This window comes from Boseongicola sp., assembly GCF_057460485.1.
Genome location: NZ_JBVCWP010000075.1, coordinates 1 through 15,233, shown reverse-complemented (window position 1 = coordinate 15,233; position 15,233 = coordinate 1). Strand labels below are relative to the sequence as shown.

The 15,233-nt window shown below is 53.3% G+C and carries 18 protein-coding genes and 1 pseudogene; 8 read left to right on the top strand and 11 right to left on the bottom strand.

Features of this window, described 5'->3' with window-relative positions; genetic code table 11:
* Window positions 1-215: 215 nt before the first annotated feature.
* Window positions 216-635 (top strand): DUF3010 family protein, encoded by a 420-nt coding sequence (locus AC221Y_RS10750; protein ID WP_486707315.1) that lies wholly within the window; start codon window positions 216-218, stop codon window positions 633-635.
* A 37-nt stretch (window positions 636-672) separates the two neighbouring features.
* Here AC221Y_RS10750 and AC221Y_RS10745 read toward each other — a convergent pair whose 3' ends face one another.
* Entirely contained in the window at window positions 673-1,050 is a 378-nt protein-coding gene (locus tag AC221Y_RS10745; RefSeq protein ID WP_299758472.1) for an SDR family NAD(P)-dependent oxidoreductase, read from the bottom strand.
* An 892-nt stretch (window positions 1,051-1,942) separates the two neighbouring features.
* Window positions 1,943-2,384: pseudogene (locus AC221Y_RS10740) on the bottom strand (DDE-type integrase/transposase/recombinase).
* 216 nt (window positions 2,385-2,600) lie between these two features.
* Between AC221Y_RS10740 and AC221Y_RS10735 the strand changes: the two are divergent.
* The 3 genes from AC221Y_RS10735 (at window position 2,601) to AC221Y_RS10725 (ending at window position 5,016) form a co-directional block, all read left to right on the top strand.
* Window positions 2,601-2,993 (top strand): hypothetical protein, encoded by a 393-nt coding sequence (locus tag AC221Y_RS10735; protein WP_486707314.1) that lies wholly within the window; start codon window positions 2,601-2,603, stop codon window positions 2,991-2,993.
* Window positions 2,990-3,400 carry a CBS domain-containing protein gene (locus AC221Y_RS10730; RefSeq protein WP_486707313.1) on the top strand — a complete coding sequence of 137 codons (411 nt, stop codon included), beginning with the start codon at window positions 2,990-2,992 and terminating at the stop codon, window positions 3,398-3,400. Before AC221Y_RS10735 ends, AC221Y_RS10730 begins: the two co-directional genes overlap by 4 nt.
* A gap of 68 nt (window positions 3,401-3,468) precedes the next feature.
* The gene (locus tag AC221Y_RS10725) at window positions 3,469-5,016 is read left to right on the top strand and encodes a PAS domain S-box protein (protein ID WP_486707312.1); all 1,548 of its coding nucleotides are present in this window, start codon (window positions 3,469-3,471) and stop codon (window positions 5,014-5,016) included.
* On the opposite strand, the gene AC221Y_RS10720 is transcribed toward AC221Y_RS10725, so the two are convergent.
* Both AC221Y_RS10720 and AC221Y_RS10715 read right to left on the bottom strand, forming a co-directional pair.
* Window positions 4,986-5,144: a winged helix-turn-helix domain-containing protein gene (locus AC221Y_RS10720; protein ID WP_299754840.1), complete on the bottom strand. Its 159-nt coding sequence runs from the start codon at window positions 5,142-5,144 to the stop codon at window positions 4,986-4,988. The two genes, AC221Y_RS10725 and AC221Y_RS10720, sit on opposite strands and share 31 nt — an antisense overlap.
* A gap of 6 nt (window positions 5,145-5,150) precedes the next feature.
* On the bottom strand, window positions 5,151-5,810 hold the full coding sequence (locus tag AC221Y_RS10715) for a response regulator transcription factor (protein ID WP_299754833.1): 660 nt from the start codon (window positions 5,808-5,810) through the stop codon (window positions 5,151-5,153).
* A 104-nt stretch (window positions 5,811-5,914) separates the two neighbouring features.
* Here AC221Y_RS10715 and AC221Y_RS10710 point away from each other — a divergent pair, with 104 nt between their 5' ends.
* Window positions 5,915-6,589, top strand: coding sequence for a helix-turn-helix domain-containing protein (locus AC221Y_RS10710; RefSeq protein ID WP_299754831.1), 675 nt, complete (start codon window positions 5,915-5,917; stop codon window positions 6,587-6,589).
* 48 nt (window positions 6,590-6,637) lie between these two features.
* Here AC221Y_RS10710 and AC221Y_RS10705 read toward each other — a convergent pair whose 3' ends face one another.
* Window positions 6,638-7,069 carry a DUF2267 domain-containing protein gene (locus tag AC221Y_RS10705; protein ID WP_299754829.1) on the bottom strand — a complete coding sequence of 144 codons (432 nt, stop codon included), beginning with the start codon at window positions 7,067-7,069 and terminating at the stop codon, window positions 6,638-6,640.
* 22 nt (window positions 7,070-7,091) lie between these two features.
* Window positions 7,092-8,276 carry a DUF8173 domain-containing protein gene (locus AC221Y_RS10700; RefSeq protein WP_299754827.1) on the bottom strand — a complete coding sequence of 395 codons (1,185 nt, stop codon included), beginning with the start codon at window positions 8,274-8,276 and terminating at the stop codon, window positions 7,092-7,094.
* A gap of 163 nt (window positions 8,277-8,439) precedes the next feature.
* Here AC221Y_RS10700 and AC221Y_RS10695 point away from each other — a divergent pair, with 163 nt between their 5' ends.
* The 3 genes from AC221Y_RS10695 to ppsA all read left to right on the top strand — a co-directional run bounded on the left by AC221Y_RS10695 (window position 8,440) and on the right by ppsA (window position 12,470).
* Window positions 8,440-8,898, top strand: coding sequence for an Hsp20/alpha crystallin family protein (locus AC221Y_RS10695; RefSeq protein ID WP_299754825.1), 459 nt, complete (start codon window positions 8,440-8,442; stop codon window positions 8,896-8,898).
* Window positions 8,899-8,949: 51 nt separating this feature from the next.
* Entirely contained in the window at window positions 8,950-9,789 is an 840-nt protein-coding gene (locus AC221Y_RS10690; RefSeq protein ID WP_299754823.1) for a universal stress protein, read from the top strand.
* Between the two features lie 302 nt (window positions 9,790-10,091).
* Window positions 10,092-12,470, top strand: a complete 2,379-nt coding sequence (gene ppsA / locus AC221Y_RS10685) for a phosphoenolpyruvate synthase (RefSeq protein WP_486707311.1) — start codon at window positions 10,092-10,094, stop codon at window positions 12,468-12,470.
* Between the two features lie 175 nt (window positions 12,471-12,645).
* Here ppsA and AC221Y_RS10680 read toward each other — a convergent pair whose 3' ends face one another.
* The 5 genes from AC221Y_RS10680 to AC221Y_RS10660 form a co-directional block, all read right to left on the bottom strand.
* On the bottom strand, window positions 12,646-12,852 hold the full coding sequence (locus AC221Y_RS10680) for a hypothetical protein (protein WP_299754819.1): 207 nt from the start codon (window positions 12,850-12,852) through the stop codon (window positions 12,646-12,648).
* An 84-nt stretch (window positions 12,853-12,936) separates the two neighbouring features.
* The gene (locus AC221Y_RS10675) at window positions 12,937-13,308 is read right to left on the bottom strand and encodes a hypothetical protein (RefSeq protein ID WP_299754817.1); all 372 of its coding nucleotides are present in this window, start codon (window positions 13,306-13,308) and stop codon (window positions 12,937-12,939) included.
* A gap of 55 nt (window positions 13,309-13,363) precedes the next feature.
* Window positions 13,364-13,846: a hydrolase gene (locus AC221Y_RS10670; RefSeq protein ID WP_299754815.1), complete on the bottom strand. Its 483-nt coding sequence runs from the start codon at window positions 13,844-13,846 to the stop codon at window positions 13,364-13,366.
* 36 nt (window positions 13,847-13,882) lie between these two features.
* Window positions 13,883-14,341 (bottom strand): hypothetical protein, encoded by a 459-nt coding sequence (locus AC221Y_RS10665; protein WP_486707310.1) that lies wholly within the window; start codon window positions 14,339-14,341, stop codon window positions 13,883-13,885.
* A gap of 275 nt (window positions 14,342-14,616) precedes the next feature.
* Window positions 14,617-14,991, bottom strand: coding sequence for a c-type cytochrome (locus AC221Y_RS10660; protein ID WP_486707309.1), 375 nt, complete (start codon window positions 14,989-14,991; stop codon window positions 14,617-14,619).
* Window positions 14,992-15,233: the final 242 nt, after the last annotated feature.

Below are 15,233 nucleotides of genomic sequence, written 5' to 3'. Positions count from 1 at the left end.
TTGCACTGAAAAGACAAGTTAATCTCGAAGCTTGAAGGGGAGGGGGTATCGAAAAACCAAATGCCCCCTTTTCGTACCGGCGCGGGTAGCTCAGTTTACACGCCCGCCGATTTGAGAAAAAAAGCCCATATCTCAGCACTGAAAGCAGCATCGAGGATTTGGTTCTTCAGGTCAGAAAAGTGTTAATGTGGATTTGTCACATGAAGGAATAACACATGAGAGTATGCGGATGTGAGATATCGGCACAGGAGGTTCGGCTTGCCGTTGTTTTCTTGAACGATGAAAGCAACGTGGAGATGCTTCGACTAAAGACCACACGAATAGAGCTCGAGGATGATACATCCGAGGCGGATCTGCGATTATTACTGGCGACTCTTCACGAATTTGCTCGTGAGAACGAGATAGATATCTTTGCAGTCAAAACCCGTGCCAAGAGAGGTAGAATGGCTGGTGGAGCCGTATCCTTCAAAATTGAAACTCTGATCCAGCTCGTGCAAGGATGCCAGACTAGATTTGTCAATCCCGTGGCACTCTCTCACTTTGCTAAGAAAGAGGTCGAAGAATATCCAGAGAAGCTGCCTGTCTATCTGAAGAACGCCTTTCTTTCTGGCGCTTATGCTTTGGCTCAGGGCTGATTTCCAACTTGGGCTGCCCCCACACCATGGTGGTTTATTAGCGGACGTAGGAAGCACCATTGATATCGAGTGTTTGGCCGGTGGCATGAGTTGCCAATCCAGATGCAAAGAAGAAAATCGCATTCGCGATCTCCTCGGCTGAAGCAATTTCACCGTAAGGGAACTCGTTTATCAGCCTTTGCCGAAGTGTTGGATCGTGGTCAAATTCTGACTGTGCCATATCGGTCAGGACAAACCCTGGTGCAACGCCGTACGTGTAGATCCCGCTGCCACTATAAGCCCGCGCTAAGGTATTGGTCAGCGAAACCATTGCGCTCTTGGAGGCTGCATATGACCAGTGCTCCGGGGAGCCTCCGCGAAATGCTGCCCGAGTTGCCACATTTACAATGGAGCTGCCCGCAGGAAACTGAGCCACACAATCCGAATTGAAGCCACACTTGTCGCAGCGATCCTATTGACGACAGCCGCCTTGACTACTGTCAGCGTGCCCGACGAAGCCAATCAGACCACCGATGCGATCAATTCGATGTCACAGCACTCAAACCTAAACAGATGGGATTTCTCTTGAAATCTGACACGCGGGCAAACTCGGCGCGGTTCAGACCTAGCCTATTCCGTCGCAGAATGACCTCATCGAGCCAAGTACAAAGCCAGCACGACTTTCTGGGGATTTCTAACGGAGTTCCGCAGCAAAACATGCTTTTTAGCGTTAGCAAGCTTTAGGCGCGCTACTGTTAATAGTCTTAAAGCCCTGTCGCGTCTGTCGTAGATTGCCCGAATGCGCGAACCGGGATTTCCGATCGCAGACGTAGCCATGCGGGCTTGCCTGGGCATCCAAGCCTGCACCTCTCGCGATGCCTCAATCCAAGCTCTGTCAGCGGCCAGGTAACTTCTGTAGGTCTTGGTCAAGAGGCGGCGACGAAGTTCCAGATCGGTATGCATCTTAGTATTCCCCATTTAATAGTTAGTGAACGCGTGGGACACAGAGACCGCCGCAATTGCGCGACGGTCTGTGGGGGCATCTCGATGACACGTTTTCCAAAATATTATCTGAACATGAAGTGCATCAGACTCACCCTCGTGAAAACTATAGCACAATTACGGCCTATTTTGCAGAGAAAATGTTAGAAGTCTATCGCCCGCCAGAGATTTGGGTTTGGTCGCCCTTCATTCAAGCAGCCTCAGGAAAACGGAAACGCGCCAATAAAGTCGTCAAACGACATTCATCGACGAGCGGTGCTTTCAGACGAAAACGAACAAGTCTCTGCTAGGACAGTCGCTGCCCCTTATGCCCCTCCGAGACCGCGCTATTCGTCGAGAGCGGCGGCGCGGTTCGGCTTAAAGTTTGATCGGAAGTAGAGGCTGCGTTCCCTGTTGAAATAGCTGTAGACAGCTGCGAGCACCGAGGTGAATTTCTGCAGGCTTTCCAGCACCCCACCCTCGTGATCCACCGCCTGCCAAAGTTAGGCGTCTTACCGTTGATCTTCACGAAGGTTTCGTACGGATGCCACTGCCAATTCGAACAAGAACGCATCTGGTGGATACGGCTTTTCCGGATCTCGGCGGCGAACATCGGGGCAAATCTGATCAACCAGAAGCGGCCGGTTTTTCGGCTAACGTCGATCCCGCGCGATTCAGCAGGTCTTCCATATTACGACACGAAAATGAGAACTTGATATACAATATAGCTGGAGAACGGATGATGCCGAGAGAGGTCTTTAAGGAGCGAAATGGGCTACGTTTTGTCATCCCACAAAGCTAGGCCACCGCCCTGCCCGCCTCAAGACAGTTTGCTCCAACTATGCCCTATCTTGAGAAAAATCAAAAAAGCTGGCGATGGGTTTGTGTCAGAATGCGTTTACCAGACCAAGCGGGTGATATGTCTTCGCGTGCCGTGAAATTACTGACGCTTCAAGGGTTCGACATCAAGGTCGCTCCGAGTTTCAAATAGCACTGGCGGGTCCTGTGACGAGTTTTCTATTGGCTGGATTCCTTAGCCTCCCCACAGAGGCGTCCCTGAAACTTGGGCTTAGCGCTCCCTTCACGCGGGTCCTTTCTTATCTGGGGTTAATCTGGTCCTCGCCGTTTTCAATCTTCTGCCCGCATTTTGCGCTCGATGGCGGTCGCGTCCTGCGTGCTTGGCTTTGGCAGAGAACCGGGAATGTCGTCAAAGCCACGGAAATTGCATCGAAGTTCGGACAGAACCTTGCATACATCCTAATCGGGATCGGTATTCTCGTCTTGTTCAGGGGGGCTTTGATCCTGGGACTCTGGCAAATCCTCATTGGCGTGTTTTTGATGACTGCCGCAAAAACCAGCTATGAGCAGGAGGTGAAAAGCTGGCCTTTTCAAACGTGACTGTTGCCGATGCCATGAGCAGTGCCCTTGTCGTCGCAACGCCAGACATGACACTTTCTCATGTGAGAAATAAGATTGTATTGCGGCAAGGGTATCGCTTTCTTCCTGTGGTCGAAAATGGAGTATTGCTCTGCAAAATCGGCCCGATAGTTTTTCGCAGCATCGACCGGGAGCATTGGAGCAGCACAAAGGTAGATGATGTTTTTGTGGACCTAACCAAGGAAACGCTTATCGCTCCGGATATGAAGATTACCGATCTGCTTAAATTGATTGGTACCTTGCATCAGCGCAAGTTTCCCGTCGCAAGGGGTCATGGGTTGGATGGCGTCATTTCACTTACCGACCTGACCCGATTTGTCGCTCTTGCCGCTTTATTCAGCCAAAAATCACAGCCAGAAAACCTATAAACTAAGCGGAGACCCCTTGCGCGATGCGCCCAAGCGCGGCCAGATAGGGCGTGAAGGAGTGTGTCCGCATGTCCCATCGCGACCGCGATAGTGCCATCCTGCGCGCCATAATGACCACCGCCGTCGATGCAATTATTGTATCTGATGCCACAGGTAACATTTTGCGGGCCAGCCCGGCCGCCGAATACCTCTTTGGGTTCGACGAGGGTGAATTGATTGGCCGCGACGTCAAGGTCATCATGCCTGACGAAATGGCGCGTCGTCACGACAGCTTCATGACACGCTACATCCAGACCGGTGAAAAGCAGATCATTGGAAGTGGCCGTCAAGTTGAAGGCAGGCGCAAAAATGGTCAGGTCTTCCCAGTTCTACTCTCTGTGGGGGAGGCACGAGAAGATGACTCACAGATCTTTGTCGCAATCTTACACGATGACACGCGCCGCGTAACAAGCGAAGCCGCTTTATCACGGTCACAAAGGATGGATGCGATCGGACAGATGACCGGTGGTATTTCCCATGATTTCAATAACCTTCTCACAGTCATTATCGGAAATCTCGAACTTCTTGAGATGAATTTGGACAACGATCGCCAGCTGGCATTAAGCAGGGAGGCCTTGCATGCGGCAGAGATGGCCGCCGCGTTAACGTCGCGCCTGATGGTGTTTGCGCGACAAGTAAACCTTAAACCTGCCCCATCGGACCTGTCCGAAATCTGCCGAGCTGCGATGACGTTGCTGGAACGCATAATTGGATCAAAATACGCTATCGCAACTGAGTTCACGGCAGATGCAAGCCCCGCTCTTGTCGATCCGGTGCAGCTTGAGACCGCCCTGGTCAACCTTGCGCTGAATTCCCGTGACGCAATGCCAGAGGGTGGTGAACTGCTCATATCGGTCTCGGACATCATCATCATCGACGACAGCTATATGGCTCAGGAAGCAGATGTCTCCCCGGGCCACTACGTCCGCATTTTGTTCACCGACGACGGCCACGGGATGACCGAAGATGCTCAGAAACGAGCATTCGAGCCGTTTTTCACCACGAAGGCCGAGTCCCACGGCACTGGCTTGGGTCTTGCGATGGTTTATGGATTTGTGCGCCAATCGGGTGGCCACATCACGCTTTACAGCGAAGTTGGCTATGGAACGAGCTTTGGCCTATATTTTCCCGCCATTCTTTCAGGCGCCGACGTCCTGGAAGCCCCGCCGCCGCCCATCGCGAACATACCGCCCCGCGGCTACACTCCTTGTATTCTTGTGGTCGAAGACAACGCGAAAGTAAGAAAAAACTCACTCGAACGCCTGACCGCGCTGGGGTATCGGGTACTGTCCGCAGAGACAGCGGACAACGCCTACGAAATGCTCAAGAGCGGCACGCCTGTCGATCTGCTTTTTACCGACGTGATCATGCCAGGAAAGATGAACGGCTTCGATTTGGCCGCCAAAATTTTTGAAGAATTTCCGCGAGTGAAAGTATTGCTGACGTCAGGCTACACCAGCGATGTTTTTAGCAAGAAAATTCCGCAGGAAGCGGACTACGACATACTTCAAAAGCCTTATCGCCAAAGCCAACTCGCCACACGCATTCAAACGCTTTTGGACGATAAACCCGACTGAGCCCGCGTCACGTCACAGGCAAAGCTGTACCCCACACCGCGAACTGTTTTGATCAACGTTGGGTTTGCTGGGTCGCGTTCGACTTTTTTTCGTCGCCACGCGACTTGGTTGTCAACAGTCCGGTCCAGTGGATTCTATCCAACACCGCCTGTCAGATCCATCAATCGATCGCGCGACATGATCCGTTTTGCGTTCTCAAGGAACACTTGCAGCAAGCGGAAATCACCGCTCGTCAGATCGCAAAGCTTTCCCGTCCTGTCAAAAAGCTCGAAACGCTCCGGAATAATTCTCAGGCCGTCGAACTCGTACGTCGGCGATTGTGTTGTCTCGACCGCCGCTTCGCTCACAGGGACTTGCGTATCGACGATTTGCCCGGATGACCTGCGAATGACAGAACGCACACGCGCCAAGACCTCACGAATGTGAAAGGGCTTTGTGATGTAGTCATCCGCGCCAAGTACCAAACCGACGACCCGGTCCACGACGTCATCGCGTCCAGTGACCATAACAATTGGAACAGAAGAAACGTCGCGGATTACGCGCGCCACATCAAGCCCATCCTCAAAACCAAGTTGAAGATCGAGGGTGATCAGGTCGAGCCGTTCGCGTGTCAGGAAGGAGAGTACCTCCGCCGCGGTTGCCGCCTCTTGCACAGAAAAACCCGCATCCTCGAATACATTCCGAAGAAGCGCTCGGATTATTTCATCGTCGTCGACAACAAGAATACTGAGCGGAGCGTTTCCGATAGCTATGTCTAACCTTTGATGATGATCACCAGATGGTGGTTCATCCAATACTCCCAAACCCAAACATACATAAAAATACAATTTATGACACTGTTGAAGATAATGTGGTGACGAACCGTGCCGATGATCCCCTTACCAAAAGGGGGTCTGTCATGTATGTCACCATTTCAAACGAACACAAAGACCAAGCTTTTTACGAGCAAACTACTGAGACGATATCGCACCTGCGGCCGATCAGAGCGGCGTGTGGGAAACATGTCTTCCGCGAGGGTGATAAGGTCGACCGTATCTATGTTGTCGTGTCCGGCGCCGTCAAGCTGACACGTTTGCTGGAGGACGGGCGTCGGCAGATCATTGCTTTTGGGTTTCCAGGTGACATGGTTGGCTTCCCAAGCCATGGGCGTCATCACACAGATTGCGAGGCCTTGACGACGGTTCAGTTGGAGCCGTATCGGTTTTCCTCTCTTGAAAACGGGACGGGAGATCCTGTCCTTCACAAGGCATTCGTTCAAGCTGCACTACGAGAGATCGCCGCGATGCAAGATCACTTTGTGATGCTTGGTCGAAAATCTGCTACAGAAAAGGTCGCTTCATTCCTCGAAACAATGGCGCAGCGACTTGGTGAGCCTGTTGGTAACTACAGGCAAATTTCGCTGTCTATGAGCCGTGCTGACATCGCCGACTTCCTGGGCCTAACGACCGAGACCGTCAGCCGAACAATCAGCCTGTTTCGCAAGAGGCAAGTCATCGCACTTTATGGGGCACACACAGTGGTTGTTTTACGACCTGACGCGCTCCATGCGATCGCTAATAGAGATCGGGGCTGAAGATATCTCGGCCAGCGGCTCCAGAGCACGGCGAAAACCGCACTGCCGTCAAGGCTTGGGCCAAAGAGCGCGCAAGTGTTCGGACAGACACGCTCTAATATCGTCAACTTCACCACGACCGATCCGGTTGTTCAAAAGCTCGAAGACATAGCGTGTGTCTTCGACGCCCCTGTATTCCGCATCGTCGCCCATTTTTCCTGCGATCTCTGCTGCGAAATCTTCCAATTTGCGGGCCGCGACCTTCGACCTCGTCGGTACCCATCCCTCAAACAGCATACCACGAAGCAGCAACGGAAGCTGAGCCGAAAACTGTGCCAGTTCGTCTGTCGACAGCCGATCCCGTATCTGGTGAAATACGGTCCGCATTAACCTTAGGGCACTTCGTTTGGATGCCCACCCCAATCGTTCGCTCAATTCGTTGATCCATTCGTGTGTCAGTTGCACTGTGTGATCAATTACCTCAAGGCCTTGCGCAGACATGCAGTTTCCCTTCGTTATGGTTTCAATCTTCGATAGGTTTCATATCGACGTCGTACGCTGGATCAGGATCGGTCACGAAGCTTGTAAATACGCAGCGCGCAAAGGCACCGACTCCGATCAGAACCAATGTAAAGTTGGCGACCCAGCCGATGAACGGGATAAAGTTCAGAAGCGCAACTACAGTTACAGCGGCCGCGAGCAGGAGGAGTCTGATCAGACCACCTGGATCTTTTGCCCCACCCAACGCGTCCCAAGCCAACATTGCGACAGTGTAGCTGGCAAGCGCATATCCAAGCGTCCATGTCACCACAATCACTAGCAAAACGATCGGAACAAATGGCAATCCGACAATGGTCAAAGCCGCGATCGGCACCAGTCCGAACAGAAGTGACAGCCCTATGACCCCCAGTAACATCGAACGACCGGGCGCTGCGGCGATCCCCAAACGCATGCGCTCAAGCTGCTTTGGCGCGAAACCAAGCGCAAGTGCACCAAGAACCAGAAAGAATAGAAGTGAGATCAGAAAGGCGCCCAGAACAGACGCAAACGTCGGAAAAGCTGGCATATCTGCGCCCGGCCATGCCTCGCGGAACTCGTCCCAATCCGCATCGATGTCGAGCTTTGAATACTGAACACGGTCTGCGGACGCCACACTTTCGGGAACCGCAACGCGATTGTCGGTGCTGTAGGAAAGGGTGCCGCCGACCGATGCATTCTCTCCAAATTGCAGCGAACGGGCCGCTATCCGGACGTCACCTTCGATGGGGGCATTCAGAATGACACTGCGTGCCATGACAGAAAGCGCCCCTTTGACCGGACCTTCGATCGTCACGCTATTGCCAAGTAGGCGGACATTCCCTGCGGTCTCGGCGCTAGGCGTGGTTCGAACCGTAAAGCCAACTGCCGTAGTATCTCCGGCGACCGTCGAGGCTATATCTACTGTTGCACCTGCAGCATAGAGGTCCTGCGCTACACTGACGCTGACAAATATTGTGAAACCGGCAGCATGCAAATCGCCCAGGGTCGTTCCCCCAAGCTTGGCTGATTGCCCTGCAACGAATGTATCGCCTGCGGTGTTGATATCGCTCAGCAGTGTTTCACCGCCTAGGAACGTATCGCCGCCGTTGCGTAATATCATCTCCGCGGCGGCGACGGGCAATGAAATTGCTGTCAAAAGCAAGAATAGTCCTAAGGCGGTCAGCTTCACGGCGCTTTCCTTTCAGAAGTCAAAACCTGCCTACTATGAATGAGGTCGCTAACTTTTGATCGCGATCAATCGGTAGCCCGATTTGATTTGGTAAAATCTCGTCATCACCCAATCCAGCCACACGAAAGAGTTTCGTATATCACAGAGCCAAGTCCCCCGTCCGATGACCGACCGTAGCGCGCAGCCGTTCTTACAAGCGATGCATCAAGAGATGAACGCATTTCTGGACAAACTCCACGGACGTCAACTTGCGGAAGTCAGTGACTTTCTTGACTCCTGGGGCGTCACATCTTTTCCCGTGCTCGACATCGCCGAGACCGATGGTGAAATTGAAGTCACAGCAGAATTACCAGACATCAAAGAAGAGGATCAGGATATTTCGATCTCTCAAGGCGCCCTGTTGATAAAGGGCGAAAAGTCGAGCGATCACGAAAAGACCATGAAGGACTTTCATGTTGTTGAGCGGCGTTACGGGAGCTTCGGTCGACAAATCCCTCTCGGGTTCACGCCAGATGCTGACGCGGTCGAAGTTGTGTTTGCCGATGGCGTCTTGAAACTCACGATCGCCAAGCCTGCCGAGGCAAAAAGCGATGTTCGAAAAATCGAGATTTTCAAGATTTAGGAGAAACTGGGCTGCGATATGCAGTCCATTTGTCATAGGAAGGAACAGAAAATGGCTCTGAAAACACTTCTAGTTTGCCTCACGTCTCGTGAAACTGCCGAAGCTGCAATGAAAGCGGCCGTACCGCTTGCAAGGGCACAGCAAGCGCACTTGATTGGATTGCATACGCTGGAAGCGATACTGGTCTACCCGGGCATCGCCTTACACCTTCCCGGGTCCTCCTTTTCTTCTTTTAACCACAGCCAAGACGCGGAAGCCGTGGAGATCGAAACGATCTTTCGCAAATACACAGAGAACGAGGACTTCCCAAGCGAATGGCGTCTGCTGAAAGCCGAGTCCACAACCGCCTCTGCACGCATTATCGACTGTGCCCGTGCAGCTGACCTTGTTGTCATGGCAAAAGATGAGGCAAACAGCGCTCAATGGGATCAGGATACCGTGCAGGCGCAGGTAATACGCCAAAGCGGTCGGCCGGTGATCATCGTGCCGCCTGGATATGAGGGCTCAACGATCGGCGACAATATTGTACTAGGCTGGAGCAATACGCGCGAAGCAACCCGTGCCGCCCACGATGTCCTGACCCTATTTAGCAATGACAGCAAAGTCAGTATCGTTCGTGTGGATCACGGCGGTGGTCGCGAAATGGAGGATTACGCGATCATCGATCTTGCGGCTGCGTTTGATAGACACGGTGTAAGCGCGATCGTCAGCCATCTGGATGGCTCAGGAAACGACGTCCCGGCAGTCCTTTTGAGACATGCCTTCGAACAGGGGGCCGATCTGATCGCAACGGGCGCGTTCGGGCATTCGCGGTTCTATGACTTCGTCAGCGGGGCGGTCACCCAGGCACTTTTGAGAGACGCTGAACTACCGGTTCTGTTCAGTCGGTGACTGACCGTGCCGAACATGCGGTCGGATAAATGCCGTCCCATGCGCATCTTACAGCGCGCTACGACTGATGGATGCCGAGCAACCCTGAGTCTACAATGGCCAGTTCAGATCGACTGCTTTCTTCGTGACAATTAAACGCCCGGTGATTGACAAACATCAATCTGCATATCCACGAATCTCCAATGTTTGCTCTAGAGCCATCGTTTTGGCATGATATTTTCACGTCCCGTTGATCTTGCTCAAGTCGTTCCGCCAAGGCCGCGCCAATGTTGGTGCGAAACTCGTCATAAGGAACGCAAATCATGGACCAGACTCCCCCTGTCGTTGTAAATCTCTCTGATGTGAAACGCGGCGATGTAGGCCTGGTCGGCGGTAAGAACGCATCGCTGGGCGAGATGATCAGTACTCTTGCGCCCAAGGGCATATTGGTACCGCCCGGATTTGCGACGACTGCAGACGCGTTTCGTGAATTCGTCTCATCAAACAATCTGAACGCCGAAATTTTGCTCCACCTTAGGGCGCTGGCCGACAACAAACTCAGCCTGCAAAATGCAGGAAAACGTATCCGAACACTTGTTCTGGGGGGCGATTGGCCTGAACAAACTGCCGCTGCCATTGTCACTCAATACCGTGCGTTGGGAGCCGCGTTGAATGAAACGGATATCCCTGTTGCGGTCCGTTCAAGTGCAACCGCGGAAGACCTGCCGGATGCCAGTTTTGCCGGCCAACAAGAGACTTTCCTGAATGTGATCGGAGAGACCGCACTGCTGGAGGCCTGCAAGCGGTGCTATGCGTCCCTCTTCACAGATCGCGCAATTTCCTATCGCCAGATCCAAGGCTTCGAGCACGACCAAGTGGCCCTATCTGTCGGCGTTCAGCAAATGGTGCGCGCAGATACCGGCGGATCTGGTGTGATGTTTTCGATCGATACGGAATCCGGATTTCCGGATGCCGTGCTGATCAACGCAGCATGGGGTTTGGGTGAAAATGTCGTGCAAGGGGCCGTTGACCCTGACGAATATCAGGTCTTCAAGCCTTTCTTAGACAATCAAACTCTCACCCCGATCCTTGAAAAAAGGTTGGGCGCTAAAGAGATCAAGATGATCCATGACCGCGATGGCACACCCCGAAACGTCCCCACGTCTAAGGCCGAACGGCAGAGCTTTGTGTTAAGCGAAGCAGAAATCCTTTCGCTTGCGCGACAAGCCGTGACTATCGAAGACCACTACGGACAACCCATGGACATGGAATGGGCACGCGACGGTGTGACGGGCACGCTCTATATTGTCCAAGCCAGACCCGAGACAGTTCAATCCCGGGCGGATCACGGGACACTGAAAAGCTATACCGTAAAGGCTCCAGGGCGGGTCCTTGTGAACGGTTTGAGTGTCGGGAGTGCAGCGGTTACCGGGCGTGTATCGATCATCGAAAGCGCGGATGATATCGAGAATTTTGTCGATGGATCAGTGCTGGTCACCAGTACAACAGATCCCGACTGGGTGCCAATCATGAAACGCGCGGCAGCAATCGTCACAGATCATGGTGGCCGCACATCGCATGCCGCCATCGTAAGCCGCGAACTTGGATTGCCAGCCATCGTCGGATGCGGCGACGCCACTCATATCCTGCATGACAAGCAGGATGTAACGGTCTCTTGCGCCGGCGGCGAAGAAGGCGTGGTGACCGAAGGCATCTCGGACATCGCAATCGTAGAAGAGGCCCTCGGAACACTTCCCAAAACCAGGACCAAAGTCATGATGAACCTCGCCAATCCAAGTGCTGCATTGCGCTGGTGGCAGCTGCCCGTCGAAGGTGTTGGCTTGGCCCGAATGGAGTTTGTTGTGAATGGCGAGGTGTGCATTCATCCGATGGCCCTGGCGCATATCGAGCGGGTCAGCGATGCAAACACGCGCGCCGAAATCAAGCGCCTGACCGCCGGCTACAACAGCATGCCCGAGTATTTCGTTGACCGCTTGTCGCGAGGTTTGTCGCGGATTGCGGCGTTTTGCTACCCAAGGCCCGTGATCGTACGGATGAGTGATTTCAAGACAAATGAATACGCCGAACTGCTTGGTGGCCGCGATTTCGAACCTCACGAGGAAAACCCGATGCTCGGCTTCCGCGGGGCGTCGCGTTATTACTCGGAAAACTACAAGGACGGTTTTGCGCTCGAATGCCAGGCAATCGCGCGACTTCGCGGGCAGATGGGCTTCGACAATGTGGTCGTCATGATCCCTTTTTGTCGCACACCCGAGGAAGCAGACCGTGTTTTAGCCGTGATGGCCGAGAACGGGCTGACACGGGGGAAAGACGCGCTTGAGGTTTATGTCATGTGCGAAATCCCGGCCAACGTTGTGCGCGCAGAGGAGTTTGCGTCGCGTTTTGACGGGTTTTCCATTGGATCAAACGATTTGACGCAACTCACGCTTGGCATAGACCGGGATTCAGACGCGCTCGCTCCTCTGTTTCGCGAAGACGACCCTGCCGTACTTTGGATGATCGAGACCGTGATCCGCAAGGCACACAAAGCCGGTTCAAAAGTTGGCTTCTGCGGTCAGGCACCGAGCAATGATCCAGCCTATGCCAAACACTTGGTAAAGTTCGGAATCGACAGCATCTCAGTAACGCCTGACAGCTTTGTGCAGGTCCTGCGGAATGTGTCGAAAGCTGAAAATGTTTAGTCTTCCGGGCTGATATGCCGGGCCGCTGCAGGCCCGGTTTATTCCTTAACGTAGGGTTTTCCATCCGCCGCTGGCGGCCGCGCCCGCCCCACAACCCCAGCCACGAAGACGATCGTCGCGATGTAAGGAGCCACCGCCGTCAATCAGTGAATTTATGTTGGCATCATAGTCAGTTTCAGCTTTGAGACTCGAGAAAGCGGCCCCCTATTCCAAAGTCCGCCTTAGCATCCAAAACGCCCTTCCATGCGGTTTGGTTGAAACTGTTGACGTCGATGCCACCGGTATCGGTCACCTGGCAGGCTGTGAATGCTGCCGGCGAACTGCCCATTGAAATCACAAGCCCGGCTGCCAGTGCGACCCTTTTTGAAAACGAAGATGTCATAGCGCCTTTCCTCCTCATAACTGTTGTCACATCTATCCGTTGGCTCCTTCGACGCACGCTCGTGGGGAATATCAATTCTCAGCGTCAGTCTTTCTTCCGGGTTGCAGCCAACCGTAGCACCGCCGCCAGGATTGCCTGAGCGAGGACCGGCGAATTGCCGGTACCGATAAAGGTATCGCTGTCGCGCACATCGCTTTCCCGCAACGTGCAGCGCCAGTTGCCATTCTTTTCATTCGCGCGTCCGTGGATGTTTACGACCCAATTCGGATAGGCCACGTCCGCTATATGCACTGCCCCGTCTGTGGTACTGATTTGGACAGGGGCCATGACTTCGTCGGGAACCGCCTCGGGCAAGAGATATGCAAGGGCGTGCGCAACGCCGTCATATTCAGCGAGGCTCAGGTGAGCCTTTGCTTCCAGCTCTTTGATCAAGATGTCCAGTTCGGGGTCTTTCATGGGTTCACACTCCATATTGGTGATTTGGGAATCAAATTTCGGCAAAGCCAACAACTTAGTTCTTACCGTAAACTTTCGTGCATTTCGGACAGGTCGTGTAGAACATGAAGAACTGCTTTGCCGTATATCCGGCAGCTTCAGCGGCGGTTTTCATCTCGAGCATCCAATCCCATGCATGCCTATATGACCCCTCAAAAATGCGGGTGATGAAGTCGCCGCTCAGCGTCGTCATCTCTTCGTCAGCCACGTCGCCTGTCACGGCGAAGTAGTGATCGCTTTCGCTCGAAGACAGATCCCGGCTGAGAGTAAGGTAGCTGTCAGCGTCCTGTGCCGCGGCGTCTTCAATATGCTCTTGAACCCGAGAGAAAACGCTTCCCATATTGATTGGCACCTGCAGAACGCTGCGGGATTTCGCCCGAACAAATCGCTTGTCCTTGAAATGCAGAGGGCGGCCATCCCAAACCTCATGGTTGAACTTTGGACAGCATCCCATTGTTTCGGCTGACATATTCATCGTCGGTAAAACGTTGGTTTCCATGGATCAGCCTCCAGTGTTTCGGCTTCTGAAGACATACTATCCGACCCGATCCGTACGAGATTGATTTTGGTCAACCGGAGACGAACCATAAAGTTCCACTGTTATCTCCTCTATCGCATAGGTGATGTTCTCTACCCGCGCGAGGCAGCCTTCAACTGGACAGGGCACGCCATCGAGCGCGCCTCGATCCTGCATAACAGAGGGGGAAAGCGCCCCGATAAAGTCTTTGTCACAATGGGACGGGCCAAGGCAATCCGCTATGAAATCTTCCACGACGTCGACGCGAACAGGGTTGGAAAATGAGGAAATACTACGGTCATTGAGAAGCGCCGTCGCTTTTTGAGCGGCACTGCAGGCCAGTTCAGCATGCTCTTCTTGCTGATACGTGACAGTTACATTCACGGCACCACAAATACGCGTTTCACCATGTGCGGGAAGCGCCAGCAAAGTCTGCCCTGCGACGACAGCCGTGATTTTAGATCTTTGAAGTTCCATCTTTGCCGGAAAACCAATGCTTATAGGGAGACAGGAGACAGCTATCATGAGGGATTAATCTGACTTTGACCCAAGTCAATCGGTCATCCTTCTGTCTCGCGAGGACTCTATTTGAGAACGTTCCTATCTCTGCGCGGCTTGGCCGAATGGTTTTTGCGGCACGAAGATATTGGCGTGGAGCGCGGCATGCGTGAGCGCGATGGTTTGCAGTTCAGAATAGCCGATACCGGTCCTTAGCTCTTGGAGACCTTGAGGTTTTTTTATTTTTGGATGGATTAAAGATAATAGGCGCGGGATAGAATTCGGCTGCGGGCAATCGCTTCTCCGCCAAAGTTTCCCGCTTCATAGCTTTCGGCTTTGAACTGATCACCCCAGATAGGCATTTCTGACCCATGGCCGCGCAGCCGAACGCCTGTGCGTCCGTCAATCGTTTGGATCACATCTAGCATTGGGAAATCACCGTCGTTTCGGGCTGCCAATAGCGATAGGTCAGGCACCTTGACGGACATGAACTCGACCATCGGGCCGTCGCCAGTCCCGGAGACGCCGTGACACGCTGCACAGGCATTTACGTCCTCTTCACGAACAGTGTCGCCGGCCCAAAAGGGCTGAAGCTGACATCGCGATGTTTTCCGCCGCCAAACAAACAATTTTAGGAACTGAAACTGACATTTCGCTCTCCTGAACTATTCCTCTTGGTGCCTCGTTATATCGTCAATCGCAGTTGAACAGATTGATTGGAGCCAATGGCAATGGCCCGCTGTCTATATGGAACCTTTGGACCAGGCATGAAAATGCTCCGCTCAGGTGATATTCTGAACGAGGCTTTACATCGCCCCTCGTCGCTACTGGTGCGAGACCGGTACGCTGCAACCATGAGGCATGAGATCGG

Coding starts and splice junctions, on each gene's coding strand:
- AC221Y_RS10675 (WP_299754817.1), bottom strand. CDS start 13,308: ATGAAAGACCCCGAACTGGACATCTTGATCAAAGAGCTGGAAGCAAAG.
- AC221Y_RS10680 (WP_299754819.1), bottom strand. CDS start 12,852: ATGACATCTTCGTTTTCAAAAAGGGTCGCACTGGCAGCCGGGCTTGTG.
- AC221Y_RS10665 (WP_486707310.1), bottom strand. CDS start 14,341: ATGGAACTTCAAAGATCTAAAATCACGGCTGTCGTCGCAGGGCAGACT.
- AC221Y_RS10670 (WP_299754815.1), bottom strand. CDS start 13,846: ATGGAAACCAACGTTTTACCGACGATGAATATGTCAGCCGAAACAATG.
- AC221Y_RS10710 (WP_299754831.1), top strand. CDS start 5,915: ATGTATGTCACCATTTCAAACGAACACAAAGACCAAGCTTTTTACGAG.
- AC221Y_RS10705 (WP_299754829.1), bottom strand. CDS start 7,069: ATGTCTGCGCAAGGCCTTGAGGTAATTGATCACACAGTGCAACTGACA.
- AC221Y_RS10725 (WP_486707312.1), top strand. CDS start 3,469: ATGTCCCATCGCGACCGCGATAGTGCCATCCTGCGCGCCATAATGACC.
- ppsA (WP_486707311.1), top strand. CDS start 10,092: ATGGACCAGACTCCCCCTGTCGTTGTAAATCTCTCTGATGTGAAACGC.
- AC221Y_RS10695 (WP_299754825.1), top strand. CDS start 8,440: ATGACCGACCGTAGCGCGCAGCCGTTCTTACAAGCGATGCATCAAGAG.
- AC221Y_RS10750 (WP_486707315.1), top strand. CDS start 216: ATGAGAGTATGCGGATGTGAGATATCGGCACAGGAGGTTCGGCTTGCC.
- AC221Y_RS10690 (WP_299754823.1), top strand. CDS start 8,950: ATGGCTCTGAAAACACTTCTAGTTTGCCTCACGTCTCGTGAAACTGCC.